At 43.2% G+C, this 24,171-nt stretch carries 24 protein-coding genes and 1 riboswitch; of the genes, 17 read left to right on the top strand and 7 right to left on the bottom strand.

The annotated features are described in order from the left end of the window. Nucleotides 1-16 precede the first annotated feature (16 nt). Nucleotides 17-2,089: an ATP-dependent DNA helicase DinG gene (gene dinG / locus APB76_RS03870; RefSeq protein WP_054963081.1), complete on the bottom strand. Its 2,073-nt coding sequence runs from the start codon at nt 2,087-2,089 to the stop codon at nt 17-19. Nucleotides 2,090-2,605: 516 nt separating this feature from the next. Here dinG and APB76_RS03865 point away from each other — a divergent pair. Then, nucleotides 2,606-3,628 (top strand): porin, encoded by a 1,023-nt coding sequence (locus tag APB76_RS03865; protein ID WP_054963082.1) that lies wholly within the window; start codon nt 2,606-2,608, stop codon nt 3,626-3,628. A 140-nt stretch (nt 3,629-3,768) separates the two neighbouring features. Continuing rightward, on the top strand, nt 3,769-4,446 hold the full coding sequence (locus tag APB76_RS03860) for a YccT family protein (protein ID WP_054963083.1): 678 nt from the start codon (nt 3,769-3,771) through the stop codon (nt 4,444-4,446). Nucleotides 4,447-4,516: 70 nt separating this feature from the next. Here APB76_RS03860 and bioA read toward each other — a convergent pair whose 3' ends face one another. Continuing rightward, nucleotides 4,517-5,794 (bottom strand): adenosylmethionine--8-amino-7-oxononanoate transaminase, encoded by a 1,278-nt coding sequence (bioA, locus tag APB76_RS03855; RefSeq protein ID WP_054963084.1) that lies wholly within the window; start codon nt 5,792-5,794, stop codon nt 4,517-4,519. Nucleotides 5,795-5,926: 132 nt separating this feature from the next. Between bioA and bioB the strand changes: the two genes are divergently transcribed. The 4 genes from bioB to bioD are packed head-to-tail and all read left to right on the top strand — an operon-like array spanning nt 5,927 to nt 9,596. Then, nucleotides 5,927-6,979, top strand: a complete 1,053-nt coding sequence (gene bioB / locus APB76_RS03850; RefSeq protein ID WP_054963085.1) for a biotin synthase BioB — start codon at nt 5,927-5,929, stop codon at nt 6,977-6,979. Beyond that, nucleotides 6,966-8,108, top strand: coding sequence for an 8-amino-7-oxononanoate synthase (gene bioF / locus APB76_RS03845; protein WP_054963086.1), 1,143 nt, complete (start codon nt 6,966-6,968; stop codon nt 8,106-8,108). The genes bioB and bioF overlap by 14 nt, the downstream gene beginning before the upstream one ends. Nucleotides 8,109-8,112: 4 nt before the next feature. Continuing rightward, the gene (bioC, locus tag APB76_RS03840) at nt 8,113-8,916 is read left to right on the top strand and encodes a malonyl-ACP O-methyltransferase BioC (RefSeq protein WP_054963087.1); all 804 of its coding nucleotides are present in this window, start codon (nt 8,113-8,115) and stop codon (nt 8,914-8,916) included. Beyond that, a complete protein-coding gene (bioD, locus tag APB76_RS03835; RefSeq protein WP_054963088.1) occupies nt 8,913-9,596 on the top strand; it encodes a dethiobiotin synthase in 684 nt (227 codons plus the stop codon). The genes bioC and bioD overlap by 4 nt, the downstream gene beginning before the upstream one ends. Nucleotides 9,597-9,644: 48 nt before the next feature. Here bioD and APB76_RS22890 read toward each other — a convergent pair whose 3' ends face one another. Further along, entirely contained in the window at nt 9,645-9,812 is a 168-nt protein-coding gene (locus tag APB76_RS22890; RefSeq protein WP_150115042.1) for a hypothetical protein, read from the bottom strand. Between the two features lie 304 nt (nt 9,813-10,116). Here APB76_RS22890 and htpX point away from each other — a divergent pair, with 304 nt between their 5' ends. From htpX to APB76_RS03790, 9 genes are all read left to right on the top strand, one after another. Then, nucleotides 10,117-10,980, top strand: a complete 864-nt coding sequence (gene htpX / locus APB76_RS03830) for a protease HtpX (RefSeq protein WP_054963089.1) — start codon at nt 10,117-10,119, stop codon at nt 10,978-10,980. Nucleotides 10,981-11,161: 181 nt separating this feature from the next. After that, on the top strand, nt 11,162-11,581 hold the full coding sequence (locus APB76_RS03825) for a nuclear transport factor 2 family protein (RefSeq protein WP_054963090.1): 420 nt from the start codon (nt 11,162-11,164) through the stop codon (nt 11,579-11,581). Beyond that, nucleotides 11,578-12,306 (top strand): SDR family NAD(P)-dependent oxidoreductase, encoded by a 729-nt coding sequence (locus APB76_RS03820; protein ID WP_054963091.1) that lies wholly within the window; start codon nt 11,578-11,580, stop codon nt 12,304-12,306. Before APB76_RS03825 ends, APB76_RS03820 begins: the two co-directional genes overlap by 4 nt. Before the next feature lie 10 nt (nt 12,307-12,316). Then, nucleotides 12,317-13,597, top strand: a complete 1,281-nt coding sequence (locus APB76_RS03815; RefSeq protein WP_054963092.1) for an NAD(P)/FAD-dependent oxidoreductase — start codon at nt 12,317-12,319, stop codon at nt 13,595-13,597. Between the two features lies 1 nt (nt 13,598). Then, the gene (locus APB76_RS03810; protein ID WP_054963093.1) at nt 13,599-14,378 is read left to right on the top strand and encodes a DUF1365 domain-containing protein; all 780 of its coding nucleotides are present in this window, start codon (nt 13,599-13,601) and stop codon (nt 14,376-14,378) included. 15 nt (nt 14,379-14,393) lie between these two features. Next, a complete protein-coding gene (locus tag APB76_RS03805) occupies nt 14,394-15,641 on the top strand; it encodes an SAM-dependent methyltransferase (protein ID WP_054963094.1) in 1,248 nt (415 codons plus the stop codon). 23 nt (nt 15,642-15,664) lie between these two features. Further along, nucleotides 15,665-16,183 carry a DUF2878 domain-containing protein gene (locus tag APB76_RS03800; RefSeq protein WP_049846908.1) on the top strand — a complete coding sequence of 173 codons (519 nt, stop codon included), beginning with the start codon at nt 15,665-15,667 and terminating at the stop codon, nt 16,181-16,183. Further along, entirely contained in the window at nt 16,140-16,685 is a 546-nt protein-coding gene (locus APB76_RS03795; protein ID WP_049846909.1) for a chalcone isomerase family protein, read from the top strand. The genes APB76_RS03800 and APB76_RS03795 overlap by 44 nt, the downstream gene beginning before the upstream one ends. Beyond that, nucleotides 16,685-17,218 carry a DUF3833 domain-containing protein gene (locus tag APB76_RS03790; protein WP_049846910.1) on the top strand — a complete coding sequence of 178 codons (534 nt, stop codon included), beginning with the start codon at nt 16,685-16,687 and terminating at the stop codon, nt 17,216-17,218. The genes APB76_RS03795 and APB76_RS03790 overlap by 1 nt, the downstream gene beginning before the upstream one ends. A gap of 287 nt (nt 17,219-17,505) precedes the next feature. Here APB76_RS03790 and purB read toward each other — a convergent pair whose 3' ends face one another. The 3 genes from purB to mnmA all read right to left on the bottom strand — a co-directional run bounded on the left by purB (nt 17,506) and on the right by mnmA (nt 20,790). Continuing rightward, nucleotides 17,506-18,876 carry an adenylosuccinate lyase gene (gene purB / locus APB76_RS03785; RefSeq protein WP_049846911.1) on the bottom strand — a complete coding sequence of 457 codons (1,371 nt, stop codon included), beginning with the start codon at nt 18,874-18,876 and terminating at the stop codon, nt 17,506-17,508. A 151-nt stretch (nt 18,877-19,027) separates the two neighbouring features. Continuing rightward, nucleotides 19,028-19,645, bottom strand: coding sequence for a high frequency lysogenization protein HflD (gene hflD, locus APB76_RS03780; RefSeq protein ID WP_054963095.1), 618 nt, complete (start codon nt 19,643-19,645; stop codon nt 19,028-19,030). A gap of 20 nt (nt 19,646-19,665) precedes the next feature. Beyond that, nucleotides 19,666-20,790, bottom strand: coding sequence for a tRNA 2-thiouridine(34) synthase MnmA (mnmA, locus tag APB76_RS03775; RefSeq protein WP_054963096.1), 1,125 nt, complete (start codon nt 20,788-20,790; stop codon nt 19,666-19,668). A gap of 194 nt (nt 20,791-20,984) precedes the next feature. On the opposite strand from mnmA, the gene APB76_RS03770 reads away from it, so the two are divergent. Beyond that, entirely contained in the window at nt 20,985-21,254 is a 270-nt protein-coding gene (locus tag APB76_RS03770; RefSeq protein WP_049846914.1) for a hypothetical protein, read from the top strand. 242 nt (nt 21,255-21,496) lie between these two features. Further along, on the top strand, nt 21,497-22,801 hold the full coding sequence (locus APB76_RS03765; protein WP_049846915.1) for an inosine/guanosine kinase: 1,305 nt from the start codon (nt 21,497-21,499) through the stop codon (nt 22,799-22,801). Between the two features lie 98 nt (nt 22,802-22,899). Here APB76_RS03765 and APB76_RS03760 read toward each other — a convergent pair whose 3' ends face one another. Then, complete coding sequence (locus tag APB76_RS03760; RefSeq protein ID WP_049846916.1) at nt 22,900-23,310, bottom strand: H-NS family histone-like protein; 411 nt, start codon at nt 23,308-23,310, stop codon at nt 22,900-22,902. A 598-nt stretch (nt 23,311-23,908) separates the two neighbouring features. Then, nucleotides 23,909-24,090, top strand: a riboswitch (Lysine riboswitch). The last annotated feature ends 81 nt before the right edge of the window (nt 24,091-24,171 follow it).

Here is a 24,171-nt window from a genome sequence, read left to right as displayed (position 1 = left end):
GGTCTATAGACCTCTATCATTCAATAATGCGTTTAAACGGAGGTAATGAGTCTAGTAAAGCGCTGCCGTAACGTTTAGTCACTACTCTTCGATCAAGGATGATGACTTTACCAGAATCGCGCTCTTTACGCAGCAAACGCCCGACTGACTGAATCAATTTTTTGCTTGCTTCTGGTACTGCAATTTGCATAAAAGGATTACCACCACGACTTTCGATGTATTCGGCATGAGCTTGTTCAACAGGCGAAGTTGGCACAGCGAAAGGTATCTTGGTGATAATCAGATTTTCTAATAGTTCACCTGGTAAATCTAAGCCTTCGGAAAAGCTTCCTGTACCAAATAACACGCTTGTTTTCTGGCACTGAACCAAGGTTTTATGTTTTTTTAGCATCGCCGAACGAGACTCTTGCCCTTGTACCTGTAGCGACCAGCCTCTTTTTACAAAATCTGTTGAGAGTGCGTCAGCGACTTGATTCATTTGCCAGTAAGAAGAGAAGAGTACCAAGTTTGCCTTATTGCTCTCAATCAGGTTAGGGAGCTTTTCTATTAAGTGGTCTGTAAATTGTGGCGCGGAAGGTTCGCAATCCATTTTTGGTATATGCAGTTCCGCCTGATTCTGATAATCGAATGGGGAGGCGAGGGCAAGGAATCTCACCCCATCATCTGGCCTCTCGCTCACGCCAGACTGGCGGCAAAAGAAGCTAAATGAGTTTAATGCACGTAAAGTAGCGGAAGTTAATACCGCGCCGACGCAACGACTCCATAGCTGTTGGTCTAGCTGCCAACCGACTTCGAGTGGAGAAACATTAACAATGAAGTCACCTTCACGATCTGGGCTGACTTCCAACCATCTTGCTAGCGGAGCGCCTTTTTCTCGCAATGGTTCAGCCATTAAATTCCAGACTTGAGCAAGGTTGTCCATACGTTGGATATAAAAGCCGAGTTCAGCTAGAGCAGGTTCCGCTAATCGATTGGTGAGTTCGCCATCTTTTACTCGCTCTGAAATCAGATCCGCCACTTTCGCCACGGCTTGAGCGCCTTTTTGCGACAGCTTTTTCAGCTCCTTAGCTTCCTCTTCCAGCCAGTTGGGTAGCTCGCCTTTCTCGAAGCGGTAAATTTTTTCTTCGAAATGGGCAGGTTCAAAACGAGTCGCCAGTTGGTTGAGCGAAGGAATTAACTGCTGCACAGAGTCTTGTAATTCATTCCTAAATCGAGCAACTCTCTTTTCATCAGCCATATTGGCAAATTTAGTTACTGATTGATTCAGCCTTTCCAGCCAACTTGCCGCACCTTTTAGGCCAGCAGCGGCAGAGGAGTGATCGCGTGCTACATGTGGTAGGTGGTGCGCCTCATCAAACACGTAGATGGTATTCTCAGGTTCGGGAAGAATCACGCCGCCGCCAAGATCGGCGTCGGCCATGACTAAACTATGGTTAGCAATGATGACATCGGCTTTATCAAGTTCAGAACGAGCCTTTTGGAAAGGGCAGTCTCTGTGTGCGGGCAGACTCAGATTACAGCTATGCTTGTCGCTGACTATCATCTGCCAAATTTCATCTTTGATTGGTTTTGGCCAACTGTCACGGTCGCCATCCCATTTTCCTTGAGCTAGCGACTTATACATCGTCTCAAGCTGCTCTATATCTTTTTTCTTTGGCTTGGACTCGAACATAGCTAATTGACCACCATCAACCCCGCTCGCAGATGCCAGTTTTTCAGCACAACAATAGCGTTGGCGCCCTTTTGCTAAGATAAAGGAAAACTCTCGGTCAGTGAGCCTTCTATATAGAGGAAGGTCTTTTCCAACGAGCTGCTCTTGAAGTGCCACGGTGGCGGTTGAAATAACGACCTTACGGTTGTTGAGTACAGCAACAGGAATAGTTGCCATTAAATAAGATAGAGATTTGCCGATTCCAGTCCCTGCTTCAGCCACAATCACTCGAGTCGATTTGTGATATTCACCACACAATGTTTTGGCTATCTCAGCAACAAGATAGTTTTGCGCTCGACGAGGTACAAAGTTTTCGAGCTGTGACTGCAAGTTTTGATAACTTGTGCGAATGGATTGTTGGATTTTACTGGTTGTCATACTGTGACCTATATAGCGGGTGCCGCATCATAGCACAGTTCTCTAAGTACTACTTAGTTCACGAAATAGAATCCCAATTGACCAAATGTGGATCTTGTTCACAAAAAAAAACTGAACCTTCAGGTACTTACAATTAATTCTAAATGTAAAAAATATATCACGCCAAAGCTTTTGGTTTAACAGTTGATAATGCTGTGGGTGGCTTATGGATAAGACTTGTATGGTATAAAAATCTAAAGCCGAGCTAAATTAAAGGAGCTGATAGACTCGTCATTAATCTATGAAGTCGCTCGAATTTTGAGCCTAAAAATATACAAGCTGTTGTTTTACATTGGTTTTATGTTTTTTTATGTTGGCGTTTTAGAACATTTGACACGTCGCATAATCTTTTGCAATCTAGACCCCGAAATTAAGTGGCGATGATATCCGACCATTAAGAGATTGGAGTCATCATCAAAAAACATAAAGGGAACCGGACAAGGAATTCCCATTCTATAGAAAAGGCAGTGGATTATTATGAAAAAGACTCTAGTAGCTCTTTCAGTACTTATGGCAGCGACGTCTGCTCAAGCTATCGAACTTTATAACCAAGATGGTGTTACAGTTAACATGACTGGTGACGTAGAAGTTCGTTACAAAAAGGACATCGGCAAAGATCAAAACACTAAGCAAGAAATCGATGATGCAGACTTCGGCTTCGACACTCGTTACGCAGTAAACGATGACCTACAAGTTGGTGCTTTCTTAGAGTTCTCTGGTGACAACAGCGACCGTGCCAACGACAAAACTTCAGTTGGTAACGTATACGTTGGTTTCTACCACACTAGCTATGGTGATTTGAAAATCGGTAAGCTAGATACTCAAATGGATGATGCTGGCATTGGTAACGATTACCTATTTGGTGTTAACTCGTTCTTTAACGATTCTAACTTTGGTGGTGAAGAGGCAATTCGTTACGATCTAGATACTGGCTCTTTCTACATGGGTCTAGGTCTTATTCAAGACAAGCACGAAGCACAAGCTATTGGTAAAGACGGTCACTATTTTGACGTTAAACTCGGCTACCGTGTAGCTGACTTCGACTTCACTGCTTTCGTTGCTGATGCAGAGCTTAAAGGTAAAGTTCTTAACAACGTAGTAACTCTAGACAAAGACGAAACTCTAATGGCTCTAGAAGTACGTTATGCAGGTGTTGAGAATCTAAACCTAGAACTTGGTTACTACACGGTAGACACTGACTTCCGCACTGGCGGTTCAACAGATGTAGATACAATTGCTTTTGCTGCGGATTACACGTGGGACAAGTGGAACTTCGCAGGTGGTTATAGCCACACTGATTACAGCGACAACTACACAATCGGTACATTGAACGATGCTAAAGATGCTGTAACGTACGCTAAAGCTGAAGACTTCGGTCAGTGGTTCCTAAACGCAGGTTACGGTATTGCACCAAACACTACAGTATATGTAGAGATTGGTGACAACGATAAAGCTAACTCTGACCTAGGTTACGGTATCGGTGTTAAAGCTACATTCTAATTGAATAATTTTAATTGGAATACGAAGCCACTCATTGAGAGTGGCTTTTTTATTTGATTAACAATAGTTTATTGCTTTTCACAGATGAATTGCCTTGCTAAAATTGACTGATAACTAAAGCGGGAACACAGAGTAATATCATGAAAAAATGGATGCTAGTATTATGTACTTTCGGCGCATTTTCTGTCAGTGCAGCAACATTAATGCCTGAGCAAGGGCTATCAGTTCTTTATATCAATGGTCAAAAATCGGAATCGAAAATTGGCACGCAAGAAATTCCAAATGGGGATGTTCAACTCGTTGTTAGAATGGACAAAACTTTAGGTCGAGGTAACTCTGCAAAGGTATTTACGTCAGATCCTTACGTTCTATCATTTATAGTAAACGGTGAGGAAATTAAAATTGAGAACCCACCAGTCAGCAGCGCGCAAACAGCGACAAAAGAATTCAAAACTGAGCAACCAGGTTGGGAACTAGTTCAAGATGACGTCCCACTGAGTTACTCGCAAGAAAAACTACCATCAAAAGGTGGGTTATTCCCATACTTATCGATGGACAATCTTGTAGCTGAGTACAACCAATCTAAGGGGATTCACTTCAACAACGGCCAGTTAATTGACAAGCCAGTTGAAGCACAAGCGATCGCAGTTGCAGCAACAACGACTGCAGCAGTGACTTCTACTTCAAGCAAAGTAGAAACAACCTCTCCAGCTAAGCCGGTTGCGACCAGTAATGTCGAGCAGCTAAAAGCTTGGTATCTAAAAGCATCGAAAGAAGAGCGCAAAGCGTTTCGTCGCTGGGTGATTGACCAAGAGTAATGCTCAATCTAAACAGATTTGAAAATAGGCTTCCGTTTGGAAGCCTATTTTGTTTGTATTGATAAGTTGGTTAGCTAAAGCATTGCGGTGTATTTAGTGCCAGCTCTACAGATGCAACCAGTTTTTCAATATGCTCTGCTTGGCTGATGTAAGGAGGCATCATATAAATTAGTCTGCCAAATGGGCGTATCCACACGCCTTGTTCAACAAATAAAGCTTGAATCGCTTCCATATTGACTGCTGCTGTGGTTTCAACCACACCAATCGCGCCTAACCAGCGAACATCTTTAACCATTTGATATTTTTTTAGCTTAGGCAGTAGCTCTGAGAATAGTTGCTCAATTTGTGTTGTTTGTTTTTGCCACTGGTTTTGCTCAAGTAACTCCATACTCGCAGTCGCGACAGCACAGGCCAGTGGATTACCCATAAATGTTGGCCCATGCATAAAACAGCCCGCTTCACCACCACAGACAGTATTGGCGACATCACTGGAGGCTAGGGTTGCTGAAAGCGTCATATAGCCACTGGTTAGTGCTTTGCCTACACATAATATATCTGGCTGAATATCGGCATGCTCACAAGCAAACATTTTGCCTGTGCGGCCAAATCCGGTTGCGATTTCATCGAGAATCAGCAGTACACCAAATTGATCGCACAGCTCTCGAACTCCTCTGAGGAAATTCGGATGATAGATTCTCATCCCTCCGGCCCCTTGGACGATCGGTTCCAAGATTACAGCAGCGATCTCTTTGTGATGCTGTGAAATTTTGTCTCTAAAGTCATTTAGGTCACTCTCATCCCACTCTTGCCAATAACCTGTCTTTGGAGAGGTAGCAAAAATATGTTCAGGAAGAAATCCTTTATAAAGCGAGTGCATCGAGTTATCAGGGTCGGTCACAGACATGGCCGCAAAGGTGTCACCATGATAGCCATCGCGCAGTGTTAAGAACTTAGGTCGAGACTCTCCCTTAGCGTGCCAGTATTGAAGAGCCATTTTAAGACTGACTTCCACGGCAACGGAACCTGAGTCAGCGAGAAATACATGTTGTAAGTTACTCGGCGCAAATGATAGTAATTTCTTACATAGGTTGATTGCGGGTTCGTGCGTAATTCCGCCAAACATAACGTGTGACATTTTATCAATCTGAGCATGGGCCGCAGCATTTATATGTGGATGATTGTAGCCATGAATTGCTGACCACCAAGAAGACATACCATCGATCAGTCGTTTGTCATCTTCGAGTTGTAAATAGACGCCATCTGCTGAAGTTACAGGATAGCAGGTCAGAGGTGTAAGCGTTGATGTGTAAGGATGCCATATATGATGACGGTCGAAAGCGAGATCCATGTCCAGTTCCTGAAATTGAAGTGGTCAATATATAGTCAAGTGTAAACTTTTGATTTTTTGTTGTGTTGACAGTTTACCTCGTGTCAGTAGACTAGCCAAGTAATCAAACCAACAATAATCAAAGGAAAGCACGTGGAAGTACGTCATAACTGGACTGTAGAGCAAGTTCGCGGCCTTATGGAAAAGCCATTCATGGATCTAGTTTTCGAAGCGCAAATGGTTCATCGTCAATATCAGCAACATAACCATGTGCAAGTGAGTACTCTGCTGTCTATTAAAACAGGTGCTTGTCCTGAAGATTGTAAGTACTGTCCGCAAAGTGCCCGCTATACAACGGACATTGAGAAAGAGCGCTTAATGGAAGTTGAGCGAGTTCTTGACGCGGCTCAAAAAGCGAAGAATGCCGGATCAACTCGCTTTTGTATGGGTGCTGCATGGAAAAACCCAAAAGAGCGAGATATGCCACATCTGACGGACATGATTAAAGGTGTGAAGGGCATGGGCTTAGAGACCTGTATGACTTTAGGGATGCTAACGCCAGATCAAGCGAACTCTTTGGCACAGGCTGGGTTAGATTATTACAACCACAACTTAGATACGTCACCAGAGTTCTACGGCAGTATTATTACCACGCGAACGTACCAAGATCGTTTAGATACGCTTTCTCATGTACGTGATGCTGGAATGAAGATTTGTTCAGGTGGGATCATCGGAATGGGTGAGAGCGCAAATGACAGAGCGGGGTTGCTGGTTGAGCTTGCGAACCTACCTACTCACCCTGAAAGTGTGCCAATCAATATGTTGGTTAAGGTGAAAGGAACGCCACTTGAGGAGGTTGAAGACGTTGAGCCGTTTGACTTTATTCGCCTTATCGCTATCGCGCGTATCATGATGCCAAAATCAGCGGTTCGCTTGTCTGCGGGTCGAGAAAACATGAACGAGCAGATGCAGGCGCTATGTTTTATGGCTGGTGCTAACTCAGTTTTCTATGGTTGTAAACTTCTGACAACACCTAACCCGTCAGAAGACAAAGATATGCAGCTATTCAACAAACTAGGCATTAACAGCCAAGAGGTTTCTCAAAAACCAGATGAAATCGAAGAGAACGTTCTGCTTGACCGCGTAGTAGAACGTGTCGCGGCAAGACCAACCAAAGATGATCTATTCTACGATGCAAGTGTTTGAGCAACGTATTCATTCAGCCCTTAGTGATCGACAAGCTAAGGGCCTTAGCCGATCTCTGAGTGCTATCGAACTAAGCAGCGCGCCAAAGCTTATCTACAGTGATAACGAGTATCTTAACTTTTCCAGCAATGATTACCTTGGGTTAGCGTCTGATAAGGAGTTAACCCGAGCGTGGCAGGAAGGGCTAGATCTATATGGTAATGGTAGTGGTGCATCTCCACTGGTCACTGGATTTTCTGTTGCCCACCAAAAGCTTGAAGAGACCTTGTGTGGTTGGTTTGGGTTTGACCGAGCGGTTTTGTTTGGTTCTGGATTCTCAGCCAACCAAGCACTGCTGTTCTCGTTACTGAAGAAAAATGACCTGCTGCTGCAGGATAAGCTAAATCACGCTTCCTTGATTGAAGCGGGTGCGCTATCTCCTGCCATCATGAAGCGCTTTAAGCACAATGACGTTGCCCATTTAACATCTTTGCTTAATCAAGGCACTTTGGTGGTGACTGAAGGCGTATTTAGCATGGATGGCGATCTTTCTCCTCTGAAAGAGATCAAAATGTCGATTGAAGACAAAGCTTGGTTGGCAGTTGATGATGCTCACGGCGTTGGTGTCTTGGGTGATAAAGGTCAGGGGAGTTGTGTATACGCAGGTATTCAGCCAGACATCCTTGTTGTGACCTTTGGTAAAGCGTTTGGTCTGTCGGGTGCGGCGATTTTGTGTAGCCATTCTGTGGGAGATTACTTAACCCAGTTCGCTAAGCACCATGTCTATTCAACAGCTATTCCTCCTTCGCAAGCGGTTGCGCTTAATAAAGCCGCGCAGATGATTCAAGAGCAAGATTGGCGCAGAGAAAAGCTAGGCGAGTTGGCTGATCGTTTTCATGAGCAACTGAAAGATTTTGAAGGCTATAGGGAGACGGTCACCCCAATCAAACCGTTTGTTCTGGGCTCGCCCCAACAAGCACTTAAAGTTGCAGATGAACTGCGTCAACAAGGAATTTGGGTCACAGCGATTCGTCCACCTACGGTACCCCAGGGCGGTGCTCGATTGAGAATCACGCTTACCGCTAAACACTCTGAGCAACATGTCATCAAGTTGACCAATACGCTAAAGCAAGCATTGAAAGGGATATAAGTAAATGAATCAAGCTGTACTTGTGGAGCCAGAAGATACGGTGAACAAAACGGCAATAGCTGAAGCGTTTGGGCGTGCGGCCAATACCTATGACCAACACGCTGCTTTTCAACGTGATGTTGGTCATCGACTGTTAGATAAAATGCCTCGCGATCTATCAGAACAAACGGTTTTAGATATTGGTTGTGGTACAGGGTACTTTGCTCAAGAGCTGTTAAAGCGCGGTGCGACGGTGGTGTGCTTCGATTTGTCAGACAAGATGCTTGCTGAAGCGAGGATTCGATGTGGTGAGGTGGGTATCTACTATCAGCAAGGAGATGCCGAATGTCTACCATTTGACAGTGATAGCTTTGACTGCGTCTTTTCTAGCCTTGCCTTACAGTGGTGTGAAGATTTGAGCGTGCCCCTAAGAGAGATCAAGCGAGTTGTGAAGCCTGAAGGGTCAGCATATATATCCACATTGCTAGATGGCTCTCTGCTAGAGCTTAAAAAGGCGTGGGCAAAAATTGACTCATATCAACACGTGAATGACTTTATCTCATTCAATCAGGCAAAAATTGCGTTAGCGCAATCTGAATGCCATGCGCATCAACTAGACTTATCGCCAATCACGGTTTGGTATAAGACGGCTTTTGCTCTTATGCGTGACTTGAAAGGCATTGGCGCTACTCACATTGATGGCCGTTCGAATAGCCTGACAAGTCGTAGAGCATTGCTAAAAGTCGAGCATGAATACCAAACTTACCGAAATCATCAGGGTCTTCTGCCTGCAACATATCAGGTCTGTTTAGGGGTTATTAATCTATGATTGATGCATTTTTTATTGCGGGTACGGATACCGATGTTGGAAAAACGGTTGCTTCAAAAGCAATCTTAAATGCGCTAGCAGAAAAGGATTTAAAAACGATTGGTTACAAGCCTGTAGCCGCTGGGAGCGATAAAACAGAGCAAGGCTTTCGTAACTCAGATGCCTTGTATCTACAAGAAGCGGCAACAGTTAACGTTGCATACGACGATGTAAACCCATATGCGTTGGAGCTTCCTGCTTCTCCTCATATTGCGGCTATTCGTGAAAATATCGACATTGAGTATTCAGTGTTAAGTGACAAACTAAAGTTACATAAGCAGAATTCAGACATTGTCCTTGTTGAAGGTGCTGGCGGATGGCGTGTTCCTGTTTCGAAATCTGACTGTTTATCAACCTGGGTGCAGCAAGAGAAACTCCCAGTCGTTTTGGTGGTGGGTATAAAGTTAGGTTGCCTGAGTCACGCGATGTTAACACTGGATGCAATTAAAGCGGATGGTGTGGAAGTGATCGGTTGGGTAGCAAACCGAGTGAATCCAGGTACTGAGCATTACGCAGAAATCATTGAAATGCTAGAGAATAAAATCGCAGCGCCAAAACTGGGTGAAATCCCCTATGTACCCAAAGTGAAGCGCAAAGATTTGGCTAAATATATTGATGTCTCACCACTTCTAAACCGCTAAAAAAACAAAAGGCTGCCAAACTGGCAGCCTTTTTTATATTAGTGATGTTTACATCTCTTGGTTTAAGCCCATCAACGCACCTTGTGTTTCAATAATGCGCTTTTGAGTTTTATCTTCTACTGAGATCCCAAGTTGTTGTTTTGCCTCATCTTCAGAAATACCGAGGTGGCAGCACAACAGATCAATAGCCATTTGATAGTTGTTAGTTTCTACCATGATTTCGTTCCCTTATTACATGGATTCTTTAATCTCAACTAAATCTAGCACGTTTGGTAAGAGTCACAATACGACCAAAGTCTAAGGAGAAAATCTTAGGCTTATCGTTATGTTGCTAGTCATTTCTCAGGTCAATTATTTATCAGTTGTTAATCTTAAGCTTACTTTTTAGAAATCAAATGTTTCAATTTACTTCTTAACCTTGTAATCAAAGGGGATAGACTATATCTATTAGGTAAAGAATAGTCCCAAGAGTTGCTCTTGAGGGCAATAATAAGATGCTTCCGTTTTTTGGAGAAAAGTAATGAAGCGAGTAATGTTATTTCTTGCAACCAACTTAGCTGTTGTTCTGGTATTGAGTGTTGTTCTGAACATTGTTTATGCAATGACAGGGATGCAGCCTGGAAGTCTGTCTGGCTTGTTGGTAATGGCAGCCGTTTTCGGTTTTGGCGGGTCGTTTATCTCACTGATGATGTCAAAAGGTATGGCTCTGCGCTCAGTGGGTGGAATGGTGATTGAAAGTCCACGTAATGAGACAGAGCACTGGTTACTAGAAACAGTTCGTCGCCAATCTGAGCAAGTAGGGATCGGTATGCCTACCGTCGCTATTTACGATTCAGCTGACATTAACGCCTTTGCAACTGGTGCAAAACGAGATGATTCTTTAGTTGCGGTTTCTACAGGTCTACTGCACAACATGACTCGTGATGAGGCAGAAGCGGTGCTTGCCCACGAAGTTAGTCATATCGCCAATGGTGATATGGTGACAATGACACTGATGCAAGGCGTGGTGAACACATTCGTTATCTTCTTATCGCGATTTATCGCCAACATTGTTGCATCGAACGACAATGAGGAAGAAGGCGGAAGTAATATGATGGTTTACTTCGGTGTAAGCATGGTGCTTGAGTTGGTATTTGGCTTCCTAGCGAGTTTTATTACAATGTGGTACAGCCGTCATCGTGAGTTCCATGCTGATGCAGGTGCTGCTCACCTAGTTGGCAAACACAAAATGATAGCTGCGCTAGAGCGACTAAAAGTAAGTCACGAATCTCAACTAGAAGGCTCAATGATGGCGTTTGGTATTAATGGTAAACGTTCTATGACAGAATTATTGATGAGTCATCCACCGCTAGATAAACGTATCTCCGCTCTACGCAATTCGTAGATATAACACCTAATTAATTGAAAAGGCTTGGTTTATAACCAGGCCTTTTTTTTTTGATCTGTTTTAAAAGCCCTCACGTACAAGTTATACAAACTAAAATTTGTACAACTTTCAGAAATCACCTATGGTTAGATTGTTGTACAAAAATTATTTATGTACAAGTTTGTGAGAGGTGTTTTGAATGGATGTACAAACGGTAGGCGAAGTTTATCAACAGTTGAACAAATCAAATCTTCATCTGTTGTCTGACGTTTATCATGACGAGGTAGTGTTTGAAGATGCTGCGCACAGATTAGAAGGGTGGCAAGAGTTAGAAAACTACTTCGAATCCCTTTATAGCAAAGTAACGCGCTGCGATTTCAACATTCTTGAGCACCAGCAAACGGGAAACAGCGGCTTTCTAACCTGGCAGATGGCGCTGGAGCATCCAAAGCTATCAAAAGGCTCAGCGGTGTACGTCAATGGTGTTAGCCATCTGAAGTTTTCGCAAGGTCGGGTCATTTACCATCGTGACTATTTTGATCTTGGTGAGATGCTCTATGAAAACCTACCTCTACTCGGCTCGGTAATCAAAACGATTAAGCAAAGGTTAGGCAAATGAAGACGGTTCTAATAACGGGAGCCACTTCGGGGATTGGGCTCCAACTTGCAAAAGATTATGCCGATAACGGCTTCGAGGTCTATGCCTGCGGTAGGGATGAAGAACGATTAAGTGAGCTTAAAGACACGTTTACCAATTTACATCCTATTGCTTTTGACCTAACCGACCTAGAGGCGACGACTATTGCTCTTAACTCCTTACACAGCATTCCTGACCTTTGGATTTTGAATGCAGGGGACTGCGAGTACATCGATGACGGCAAGCTCGACGCGCTGCTTATGAAGCGTGTTTTCGACATTAACGTTATTGGACTTACCAACGCCATCGAGGCTTGCCAGAAGTATTTTTCGCGTGGACAACGGCTCGCCATAGTCGGGTCGATAGCGAGTGAATTGGCCTTGCCGAGAGCGGAAGCTTATGGTGCATCAAAAGCGGCAGTGAGCTATTTGGCGCGAGCACTTCAGGTTGACCTCAAGCCGCAGGGTATTGATGTTTCGATTATTTACCCGGGTTTTGTCAAAACTCCGCTAACCGACAAAAACACCTTTGAAATGCCCATGTTGGTTTCTTCACAGCGGGCGTCTCAGGAGATAAGAGATGGACTTGCGAAAGGAAAAGACCACATCTATTTCCCTAAGAAATTTACTTCCATTTTACGTTTGATCGGCGCTCTTCCATACAGCTGGCAAAATGCACTAACTGCCAAGCTACTCGCTCAAGGATAGGAACAGGACAATGAAAATTGCAATTATTGGAACAGGAATATCGGGGTTAACTTGTGGTTACTATTTACATAGAGAGCACGACGTCACCTTGTTTGAAGCGAATGATTACATAGGCGGACATACCGCAACCGTTGATGTCGAAGTCGAAGGTTGTTCTTATTCTGTAGATACAGGCTTCATTGTCTACAACGACAGAACATACCCTAACTTTATCGCTTTAATGGAAGAGATCGGAGTGGAAGGCAAACCAAGCCAAATGAGTTTCAGCGTAAGAAATGATAGCAACGGCCTTGAGTATAATGGGCATACTGTGTCGACACTGTTTGCTCAAAAGCGTAATTGGCTAAATCCTAAATTTTACTCTTTTATCTTTGAAATTCTCCGCTTTAATAAAGAAGTTAAGGAGATAGCCAACCAGCCTAACATTGCCGATTTAACACTCGGAGACTTCCTCACTTCGCGTGATTTTAGTGACTACTTCTGCGACAACTATATTTTGCCGATGGGTGCGGCTATTTGGTCTTCGACATTAGCAGATATGCGAGCTTTCCCGTTGCCCTTTTTTGCGCGATTTTTTCTCAATCATGGCTTACTTGATGTGACCAACCGCCCGCAATGGTATGTAATTAAAGGTGGATCAAGTACTTACATCAAGCCACTTACCAGAGGATATTCAGATAAGATACGTCTAAACACCCCCGTTGATTCTGTAGTAAGAGATCAAGCAGGTGTGACGCTGCATTTTAATGGTCAGACTGAAAGGTTCGATCAGGTTGTGTTTGCCTGCCATAGTGATCAGGCTCTACAGCTTTTGCAAGATTCGAGTGCGACCGAACAATCTGTACTGTCCAACTTAGCTTATCAAGCGAATGAAGTCATTTTGCATACTGATGAAAGCTTATTGCCAAAACGAAAAACAGCTTGGGCGTCTTGGAACTATTGGCTTGAAGGTTGTAATGGTGAAGAAGGTAGAGCACCAACATTGACTTACAACATGAACATATTGCAGCACATTGATGCACCGGCAACATTCTGCGTCTCTTTAAACAGTAATGAGCAAATTGCGCAGGAAAAGATATTGAAGCGCTTTGTTTATCACCATCCGGTTTTCAACCAGCAATCGATAGAGGCACAGGCACGACGCGACGAAATTAATGGCCTATCTCGAACTTGGTTCTGTGGTGCATATTGGTATAACGGCTTCCACGAAGATGGTGTACGTAGTGCTTTAGACATAGTGAGAGGAATTAATCTACTAGATTCCAATTTGGGTTCTCAGGGAGCGGCTTAAGATGTCTGAAGGGAAGGGGAGCTGCCTTTTTGTTGGGGATGTAAGGCACCGGCGCTTTACTCCAGTACAACACGCGTTGAACTACCGTTTGTTTATGCCATGCCTAGACTTAGATGAGCTTGAATCTTTGCAAAACAAGGTGTGGGGGTTCGGAACTCGTTGGTGGCATTGGGCTAGGTTTAAACGCGATGATTACTTAGGTTCTGGGGACTTAAAACAGGCGGTATTAAACAAGGTCGTAGAACTTGGCGGAGAGGCTACTAAAGGAAGCGTAAAAGCTGTAGTGCACCTAAGGTATTTTGGTATCTACTTTAGTCCGGTTAATTTCTACTACATCTATGACGAGAGTGAAAACTGGCTTTACCTACTGGCTGAAGTTAGCAACACACCTTGGAATGAACGTTACTACTATTTATTAGATGCAAATGATGAGAGAACCTGGAAGCACGCAAAGGCGTTTCATGTCTCTCCATTTAATCCTATTGAGCAAGAATACGTATGGAAAATCAAGCCCATAAATCAGCGTCTCTCTATTCATTTGGAGTGTCATCGCAGTGACAAAGAGTTTGATGCCACAATGAAAATGGTTAGAAAACGATTGTGTTCGCGAGTTCTACTTAAACATTTGATCGTTACTCCAATAATGGCAGTAAAAGTGACTGTGGGAATTTATTGGCACGCATTAAAACTATGGATCAAAGGAGCGCCGTTTTATTCGCACCCCAAATATAGGCAGGGTGATGAAATTGAACAGACTCAAAGCGCGAAAATAGAAAAATAACAAGGAGCCTAAGAAATGATTAACTCACAAACGCTACCTTTGCCTGCGCAATTAACTTCGGTGCAGAAAACAGCCCGAAATATCGCATTTTCATGTTTGTACAAGATTCAGTTTGGTTCGTTGACCATCATTGAGTCTTTTGGTTCGCAAGGTGCTACGCAAGTCAGAGAGAGCTTTGGTCGCCCGAAGAAGGGCCAACCTAGTGCCATTGTTGAGGTCAAAAATCCTGCGTTTTATGCTCGCTTACTGAAAGGCGGCAGCATTGCCGCTGGTGAAGCATACATGGATGGATGGTGGGATAGTCCTGACCTTACAGCCGTAATGGAGCTAATGGCAATGAACCTTTCAACATTAGACACTATCGAAAGGCGTTCAAGTTTTTTGTCGAAACTTATATATCAAGTTGGGCACTGGTTGAATCGCAACACAGTCGAGAACTCTGCAAGAAATATTGAGGCTCATTATGATTTGAGCAATGAACTATACGAAACTTTTCTTGATAGTCGCATGCTCTACTCGTCAGGGATTTACGATTCGCCTAAGGACACGCTAGAGCACGCCCAGATCAATAAAATGGATCGCCTGTGTAAGCAACTGAAGATCACATCTAATGATTCCGTGATTGAGATAGGAACAGGGTGGGGGGCAATGGCTATCTATATGGCAGAAAACTATGGTTGCCATGTTACCACTACAACTATTTCAGAACAGCAGTTTCAATACGCTAAGCAGAAGATAGAAGAGAAGGGTTTGCAAGACAGAATAACCCTGCTTAAACAAGACTACCGCCTGTTGGAAGGGGCTTTTGATAAGCTGGTATCAATTGAGATGATCGAGGCAGTTGGCAAGCAGTTTCTTACCTCTTACATTCAAAAGTGCCAGTCATTATTGAAGACTGGCGGACTGATGGCGATCCAGGCAATCACCATTGCAGACCAGCGCTATGAATATTACAGTAATAATGTTGATTTTATTCAAAAGTATATCTTCCCAGGTGGCTTTTTACCTTCAATTACCGCATTAACACATGCCACGACAAAACATAGCGACCTCATTCTAAGAGATCTTTACGATATTGGTGAGGATTATGCCAAAACTCTTAGAGACTGGTATCTGAAGTTCAACCAAGCCCGTGAACAGGTTTCTGACTTGGGGTTTGATGACAGGTTTGTACGAATGTGGAATTACTACTTTTGCTATTGTGAAGGTGGCTTTCGTGCAAAATCAATCAGCACTGTTCACATGACGTTTCAGCGTCCGTAGAAGCTGAATTAAAGGGGCATGCTATGAAGCGGTTACTTATGGTGTCAACTTGGTTTCAAGCTATATGGTTCTGCGCCGTAATAGGAAACTATGAGCTACAGTACGTGACATTATCGCTTGTCGCGATAACGCTGGTTGTTTCGACTATCAAAATGAAGCTCAATTGGATTAGGGTTGTTCTTGTTGTTGCTCTAGGTATTGTGGTCGATTTTACAAATATGACCTTTGGATTGCTTCAGTTTCAATACGAATATTTCCCATTATGGTTGTTGGCATTGTGGCTGATATTTGCTTGGTACGCTTATTTTTTATATCCGATAGTGAGCCAGTATCCACTAACTATCGTATCAATGGTAGGAGGGATTGGAGGTGCACTAAGTTATGTTGCGGGTGAAAGCCTTGGAGCCGTTTCATTTGGGGTTTCTAACATCACCATTGTAAGCATATTACTCGTTGAGTGGACTCTAATCATTGCTTTGATTCTTAAGGTATATGGATATGAAGTGCGTAGCAATAATAACAGCGTTCCTAGTGCTGACTAGTAGTGCTTTTGCGTCTGAGTCATCAAGGCATAATGCTGAAAGCTGGAGAAGTTGGACTAGTGTTGGTCAGGCTCAGTTAACAATGTTTTTCTTTGATATTTATGAGTCGCAATTGCTGACGCCAAATGGCGGCTATGTTGTTGAAAAGGATATTACACCTCACCCCCTTGCACTTTCTATTACTTACCAAAGAGACATTTCTCAAAAACAACTGCTAGACGCTACGGTTGAACAGTGGGAAAAGCTCGGCTATGAGCAAAGTGATACGGATTATTGGGCGTCAAGGCTAGAAATCATCTTCCCTGATATTGAAGAAGGTAACAATCTGACTTACGTGACAGATGGTTACCGAGGCAGCTTTTACTATTCTAAACCAAAGACAAACCAGCAACTCATTGGTTCTATTGAAGAAGAGGCTTTTAACGATGCTTTTCTAGCAATATGGTTATCACCAAACACTGAGTACCCGCGGCTCAGAGAACGTTTGATTGGGAGAAACTAATGTTTAAACGCCTAAAGCTGACGATCATGGTGCTGTTATCTACGCTACTGATTATAGGCTGCTCTAGCGACTTAGATGACTACAGAGAAAGCAAACCTGAATTCAACTTGTTCGAGTACTTTGAAGGCAAGTCAATGGCTTGGGGAATGGTGCAAGATTACACCAACAAACAGACTCGCCGCTTTGAGGTGGTGATTGTCGGCAGTGTGAAAGAAAACACTCTCACACTTGTCGAAGATTTTGTATTTGATGATGGTGAGAAATCCCAACGAATCTGGACCATTGAACGCTTAGGCAATGGTTACTACCAAGGAAGCGCTGACGACATTATTGGTATTGCGACAGGGAGAGAAGTTGGCAATGCACTTCAGTGGCAATATGACTTCGAATTACAACTAGAAGACTCGACAGTTGTTGTGTCATTGGATGACTGGCTATACCGCCAGGACGAAAAGCATGTTTTTAATCTAACCAAAATTAAGAAGTTTGGCATTGAAGTAGGGAAGATCACGCTGTTTTTTCAAAAAAAGTAGAGAGCTAAAGGGGATGGGTAAGCGGAAAATGTTTCTGCTTGGCATTATACCCCTCATCCCCGAGAGCGAGGAACGAAGGGGGGATCTCTAAAAGCTGATAGAAAAATTAAAGAGATTCCTTACTCGCAACTTCGTTACTCTAAGGAATGACCGGAAACAGCACGGCTGAATATATATTTAGATAGAAATGAAGAAGGGTTGACGCTTTCACGTCAACCCTCACAATTAAACGATTCTCGATTCTCGATTCTCGATTCTCGATTCTCGATTCTCGATTCTCGATTCTTTTACAGCTTATCAGTTAGCTCAATTGCCTGACCGATGTAGTTAGCTGGTGTCATCTCTTTTAGACGTGCTTTCTCGTGCCCTGGTAGTTCAAGGCCATCGATGAAGTTACGCATAGCTTCACCGTCGACACGTTTGCCACGAGTTAGCTCTTTTAGCTTCTCGTATGGCTTTTCGATACCGTAACGACGCATAACTGTTTGCACAGGTTCTGCAAGAACTTCCCAGTTTTGGTCTAGCTCAGCAAGAAGCGCTTCTCGGTTAACTTCTAGCTTACTGATGCCTTTTAGTGTTGAAGTGTACGCGATGATTGCGTAGCCCACACCAACGCCTAGGTTACGTAGAACTGTTGAGTCAGTTAAGTCACGCTGCCAGCGAGAGATAGGGAGTTTCTGCGCTAGGTGGCCGAATACCGCGTTTGCTAGCCCTAGGTTACCTTCTGAGTTTTCAAAGTCGATTGGGTTAACTTTGTGTGGCATGGTTGAAGAACCTATCTCTCCAGCAATCGTCTTCTGCTTGAAGTGACCTAGAGCGATGTAGCCCCAAACATCACGATCGAAGTCAATCAGGATAGTGTTGAAACGTGCAACCGCGTCGAATAGCTCTGCGATGTAATCGTGTGGTTCGATTTGAGTTGTGTATGGGTTCCAAGTAACACCAAGAGATTCAGTGATGAACTCTTCAGAGAATTGGTGCCAGTCTAACTCTGGGTAAGCAGAAAGGTGAGCGTTGTAGTTGCCTACGGCACCATTGATCTTACCAAGAATTTCTATGTTAGCGATCTGCTTGTACTGGCGCTCCATGCGGTACGCCACGTTAGCCATTTCTTTGCCCATAGTAGAAGGAGAAGCAGGTTGACCGTGTGTACGAGATAGAAGAGGAATATCACGGTATTCAACAGCAAGCGCTTTGATAGCGTCGATGATGTTTTTGATTTCAGGAAGAATCACTTCATCACGAGCTTCTTTTAGCATTAGAGCGTGAGAGGTGTTGTTGATGTCTTCTGAAGTACAAGCGAAGTGAATGAACTCGTTCACTGCATCTAGCTCTGGTAAACCAGCGACTTTCTCTTTAAGGAAGTACTCAACGGCTTTGACGTCATGGTTAGTTGTACGTTCAATCTCTTTAATGCGTGCTGCATCTTCTTCAGAGAAGTTCGCGGCCAACTCATCTAGGAACTTGTTTGCTTCTGCGCTGAATGCTGGTACTTCGGTGATTGCATCTGTGGCTGCAAGCTTTTGTAACCAACGAATTTCAACGATAGAGCGGTACTTCAGTAGTCCAAATTCACTAAAGATGCTGCGAAGTGCGATGGTTTTGCTTCCGTAACGACCGTCTACTGGTGAAACAGCAGTCAATGCTGACAGTTCCATGATGTTCTCCTGAAAATTGAGTTTCTAAATTTTGTGTGCTTTATACCAATTACAAACGAGTTTGTCACGAATATTGCGCAAACGTTTGCCTTGGGTTTGTTTTGGCATAAAAGAAGAAGCTCGCGATGTGGCGCGAGCTAATAAATAAACGTTAGATTCGAGCTAATAGTATCTGTGCCTGCTCAATCATTTTTTTACGGCCAAAGATAAGGTGACGACGTTTACCACCGACCTGACGCCATAGTACGGCACTGCGAATACCTGATAGAAGAAGAGCGCGAACTTTGTGTTGGTTAGACGTTTGTTGCAGTACTGATGGTGTACCCGTAACTTGAATACGCGGGCCTACAGGGCTAATCACATCAAGATAGACGCTTGCAAGATTGCTAATCATTTGTTCGTCTAGCAGTTCAAAGTGATCGAGCTGACGTTCTAGCATTTGGATACGATCACCCAGCTGAGACATGGCGTCATTGCGGGATTGCAGCTTACGCTCCAGCGCCATTAGGCTGATAATGTAACGCGTAATTTCGCTACCATTTGGAGTGCTATCGATACCCTTGACTAGGCATTCTAAGCCAAGCTTTAGGTCAGATTCGCGACCGAAAACACCCACGGTATTATTTGGGTTGGTGCTTAAGATCGCTTTTAGAGAAGTTTCAAACGCGTCAGAGTCACAGTGACCGTTTTTTGCGATTTGTTGTACCAAAGCGACAGCTTGGCAAATTCCTGCAAAGGCGATTGTACGGTCGTATAGTGTGTTAGCCACGTAGTTCTACTCCTAAAAAATTAAATGCGTTCTTCGATGATTCCACCACCAAGGCAGACGTCATCTTGATAGAAAACAGCAGATTGACCTGGTGTAACGGCAATTTGAGGCTCGTCAAAGATCACTTTAATGCTCTCATCATCGATAGGGATGATAGTACATGGGATATCTGTTTGACGGTAGCGTGTTTTTACTGTGCATTGTAACGGATCTTTAATTGCTTCACGATCCACCCAGTGTAGTTGTGATGCTAGTAAGCCTTGGGATTTAAGCATTGGGTGGTCTTTGCCTTGAACTGCAATCAGCACATTACGCTTAAGATCTTTGTCACCAACGAACCACGGGTCTTCATTGCCACCACCGCCTTTTTGGCCACCGATATGTAGACCTTTACGCTGACCCAGCGTGTGGTACATCAATCCGTTGTGTTTACCGATGACTTTGCCTTCTGGTGTTTCAATGTTGCCTGGCTGTGCTGGGAGATAACGGCCTAGGAAGTCAGTAAACTTACGTTCACCAATAAAACAAATACCAGTTGAATCTTTTTTCTTCGCTGTGATCAGATCTTGCTCTTCCGCAATGCGGCGAACTTCAGGTTTCTCTAAATCACCCACAGGGAAAAGGCTACGCGCGACCTGTTCGCTGCTTAAAGTGTATAGGAAGTAGCTTTGGTCTTTGTTGTTATCTAGTCCGCGAAGCATGCGTGGCTTCTCACCATTTGCAATGTCTTCCGCGGTTGGAAAAGTGCGGCGAACATAATGCCCCATCGCGATGTAGTCGGCATCTAGAACTTCATCAGCAAACTCCAAAAACGCTTTAAACTTAATCTCTTTGTTACACAGAATATCTGGGTTTGGTGTACGACCTGCTTTATATTCAGCAAGGAAATACTCGAATACGTTGTCCCAATACTCGGCAGCAAAGTTAATCGTGTGTAGATGTATGCCTAGCTTGTCACAAACAGCTTGCGCATCGGCAAGGTCTTCAGCTGCTGTACAGTATTCTTCGTTGTCATCTTCTTCCCAGTTCTTCATAAATAGGCCTTCGACTTGGTAGCCTTGCTGCTTAAGAAGATACGCAGATACAGATGAATCAACGCCACCGGACATGCCAACGATGACTTTCTTTTGACTGTTGTCAGACATTACTAAACACCACTTAAATTAACTGGAGGCAGATTTTATCAGAAAGCACAGCAGGGTGACAGTTCCGAGACCGAAATCACACTTCGAATTCGGACGATTATTGTGCGCTTGCATAGTTAAAACTGCAAAATTTGACTATTAAACTTTTATATATGGCATAGTGACGAAAATTCAAGAGAGTCAGAATTAATCTAATGAGCGAAGAAAACCAAATCATCGAAGAAGCGCAGCTAATCGAAGTTATCGAAAACCAGCTAGAAGATGGAAACCCAGTGAAGGTGAAAGAAACCTTGATGCGTTTGATGATGACGGGCACGCCTCGTGAAGACGCTATCGCTATGATGGCGTGTGCGGTAGCGATTGAAATCTTTGATGTAATGAAAAACGAAGGTGAGTTCAACTTAAAGCGCTATGCTGATAATTTAGATCGCTTGCCTGACTTAAGTTTTATGGAAGGCGAATAAGCCCAATATACCGACATGTAGAATGGTAACACTCGCTGTTTTACTTTCCAAAGCACTGACATAAAGTGAGTGCTTATCCTTATTTTTACCCCACTTATCTATTACATTCAGATTCACTCGTATATTAATTGCTCGTGCAAACGTTTGCTATAATACCTTTTGTTGCCGTGCTACAAGCTGCGAGGTAGAATCCGGCATCCTTTCATCCCTTATTTACATTCCTTTACTGCAGAAGCATTGTTATGAAATTTCCTGGTCAACGTAAATCGAAGCACTACTTTCCTGTTCACGCACGTGATCCATTAGTCAGTCAATCTCAAGAAAGTAAAAAAATGTCGCGTACGCACATTATCGGTATTGATCAAACGCTCGTTGATATAGAAGCCAAGGTAAGCAGTGAGCTTATTGATAAGTACAAATTGAGTAAGGGGCACTCACTTGTCATAGATGACGAAACTGCTGAAGCATTATATAACGAGCTAAAAGAGCGTGACCTTATTACCAATGAATATGCTGGTGGTACTATTGGCAATACGCTTCACAATTATTCGGTGCTCGCTGATGATCGTTCGACTTTGTTAGGCGTGATGAGCCAAGATATTAAAATTGGCAGCTACGGCTACCGCTACTTGTGTAACACATCAAGTCGGATGGACTTAAATCACCTGCAAGGTGTAGATGGTGCAATCGGTCGTTGTTTTGCACTTATTACCGAAGATGGCGAACGTACATTTGCAATTAGTGAAGGTCAGATGAATCAACTTCATCCTGATAGTATTTCAGAAAAAATATTTAAAAATGCTTCAGCGTTAGTACTGACCGCTTATTTGGTGCGTTGTAAAGAGGGAGACCCAATGCCTCAAGCAACAATGAAGGCAATAGAATATGCCAAAAAGCATGACGTGCCGGTTGTACTGACTTTAGGTACTAAGTTTGTCATTCAAGATGACCCGAAATTTTGGCAAGAATTTTTAAATGATCATGTCTCAGTGGTAGCGATGAATGAGGATGAAGCCGAAGCGTTAACCGGCGAGTCTGATCCCCTTGCTGCATCTGATAAAGCGTTAGACTGGGTGGATTTGGTATTATGTACTGCTGGACCTGTCGGCTTATTTATGGCCGGATATACGGAAGAATCAGCAAAGCGTGAAACCTCTTTGCCATTGCTACCAGGTAGTATTGCTGAATTCAACCGCTTCGAATTTAGCCGACCTGCTTCAAAAGCGCTTTGTGATAATCCGATTAAAGTGTACTCACATATTTCGCCTTATATGGGAGGTCCGGAGAAAATTAAGAATACAAATGGTGCTGGCGATGCTGCATTGTCGGCTTTATTGCATGATATGGCTGCCAATAAATACCACAAAGAAAATGTCCCTAACTCTAGTAAGCATGCACATTCATACTTAACTTATTCTTCATTCTCACAAGTATGTAAATACTCAAACCGAGCAAGCTACGAAGTATTGGTGCAGCATTCGCCACGTTTATCTCGTGGACTTCCAGAGCGAGAAGACAGTTTGGAAGAAGCGTATTGGGAACGTTAAAACTCATTTTAAGAAAGCCTCATTTGATGGGGCTTTGTTATATTCATTGTAATAAAAAAGCGCCCAGCGGCGCTTTTTGAATAACTCAAACGAATTGATTAGATTAGGAAGTCATCTAAAGGCTTACCAGCATCTAATTGTTCTTGGATAACTGAAGGTGTACGACCTTGACCTGTCCAAGTTTTGGTTTCGCCAGAAGCATCAATATAATGATATTTAGCAGGACGAGGAGCACGCTTAGCTTTAGGCTTGTTACCTTTAGACTCACCTGCTAGCGCAGAAATTAGCGCTTCTACATCGATACCATCTTTAGCTATTTGGTCAGCGATAGCCGCTAATTTAGCTTCTTGCTCAGCTCTCGCTGCAAGTTCAGCTTCTTCAGCTTCTTTACGTTCTGCTACAACTGTAGCGAGTTTATCTAGTGCTTCCTCTAATTGCTCGAGAGTTAATTCGCGAGCAAAAGCGCGTAGACTACGAATGTTTAATAGTGTTTTTGTTAGTTCCGACATTTATTCATCTCTTCATATATAAGTTGCCGATGTGTGAACTATAAACCGCCAAGAATAATATTACAATCTTACTGACATAAATTTACCTAAAATAGTAATTTATCCGTATCATTCTGCACTATCTAATTTAAATTCAGTCAGGAAAATTAATCTCTACCGTGATTTGGCCTTGTTCAAATAATATTAGATAAGTTGTTTGGGGGTTTGGTTTCATATCGATGGCCGTGAATATATAAAACTAGGCTTTGGCTGTATATGTCGCTATGTATATAGCAATTAAATAGCAAGTGCTGCATCTCATACAATAATGTAATTTTCATGAAACTACTCATATATTTTGCAGCATATATCTCTTTTCTGCAGAGTTTATAAATGATTAATTCATCCACAGCAAAAGGTCTCAGCTAAAGCTATCAAACTGGATGACTATTCATTCGATTTGGAAGCTTAGTCGAAGATGGTTAGCAATAATTCTAACAATAAAAAGTGGAATATTATGTTGAAAGAGAGCGTGAGATAAGTACAATGGGCGGAACCTGATGCGAATTGTTGGTTAAATTATTGTTAAATTGATTTTTCAATAGTTTAAAGTTTCAACGTTCGCGGTAGAGGCGCGGAATAAAAAAGTAGTGTTTGTTGGGGTGATGCCAATGAGCAAACACAAAAGGTTATTCCGCCGAAGTGAACTTTCTCATCAAAGGGGTTTGCTGGGGTTACACTCGAAAGGGGTAACACTGCCATAGTCTATAATTTGTAAAACTATGGAGCGCTACTGTAGGGCTGGGTCTGGCATTCGCTAGCCTATCGCTAATTTCAACTTAATTGTTTGGAAATGAATTCCTTCAATTAGTCTGCAGTAGA

It is taken from the genome of Vibrio bivalvicida (assembly GCF_001399455.2).
In the GTDB taxonomy this organism is placed as follows: Bacteria; Pseudomonadota; Gammaproteobacteria; order Enterobacterales; family Vibrionaceae; genus Vibrio; species Vibrio bivalvicida.
This window is presented reverse-complemented; position numbering and strand designations above follow the sequence as displayed.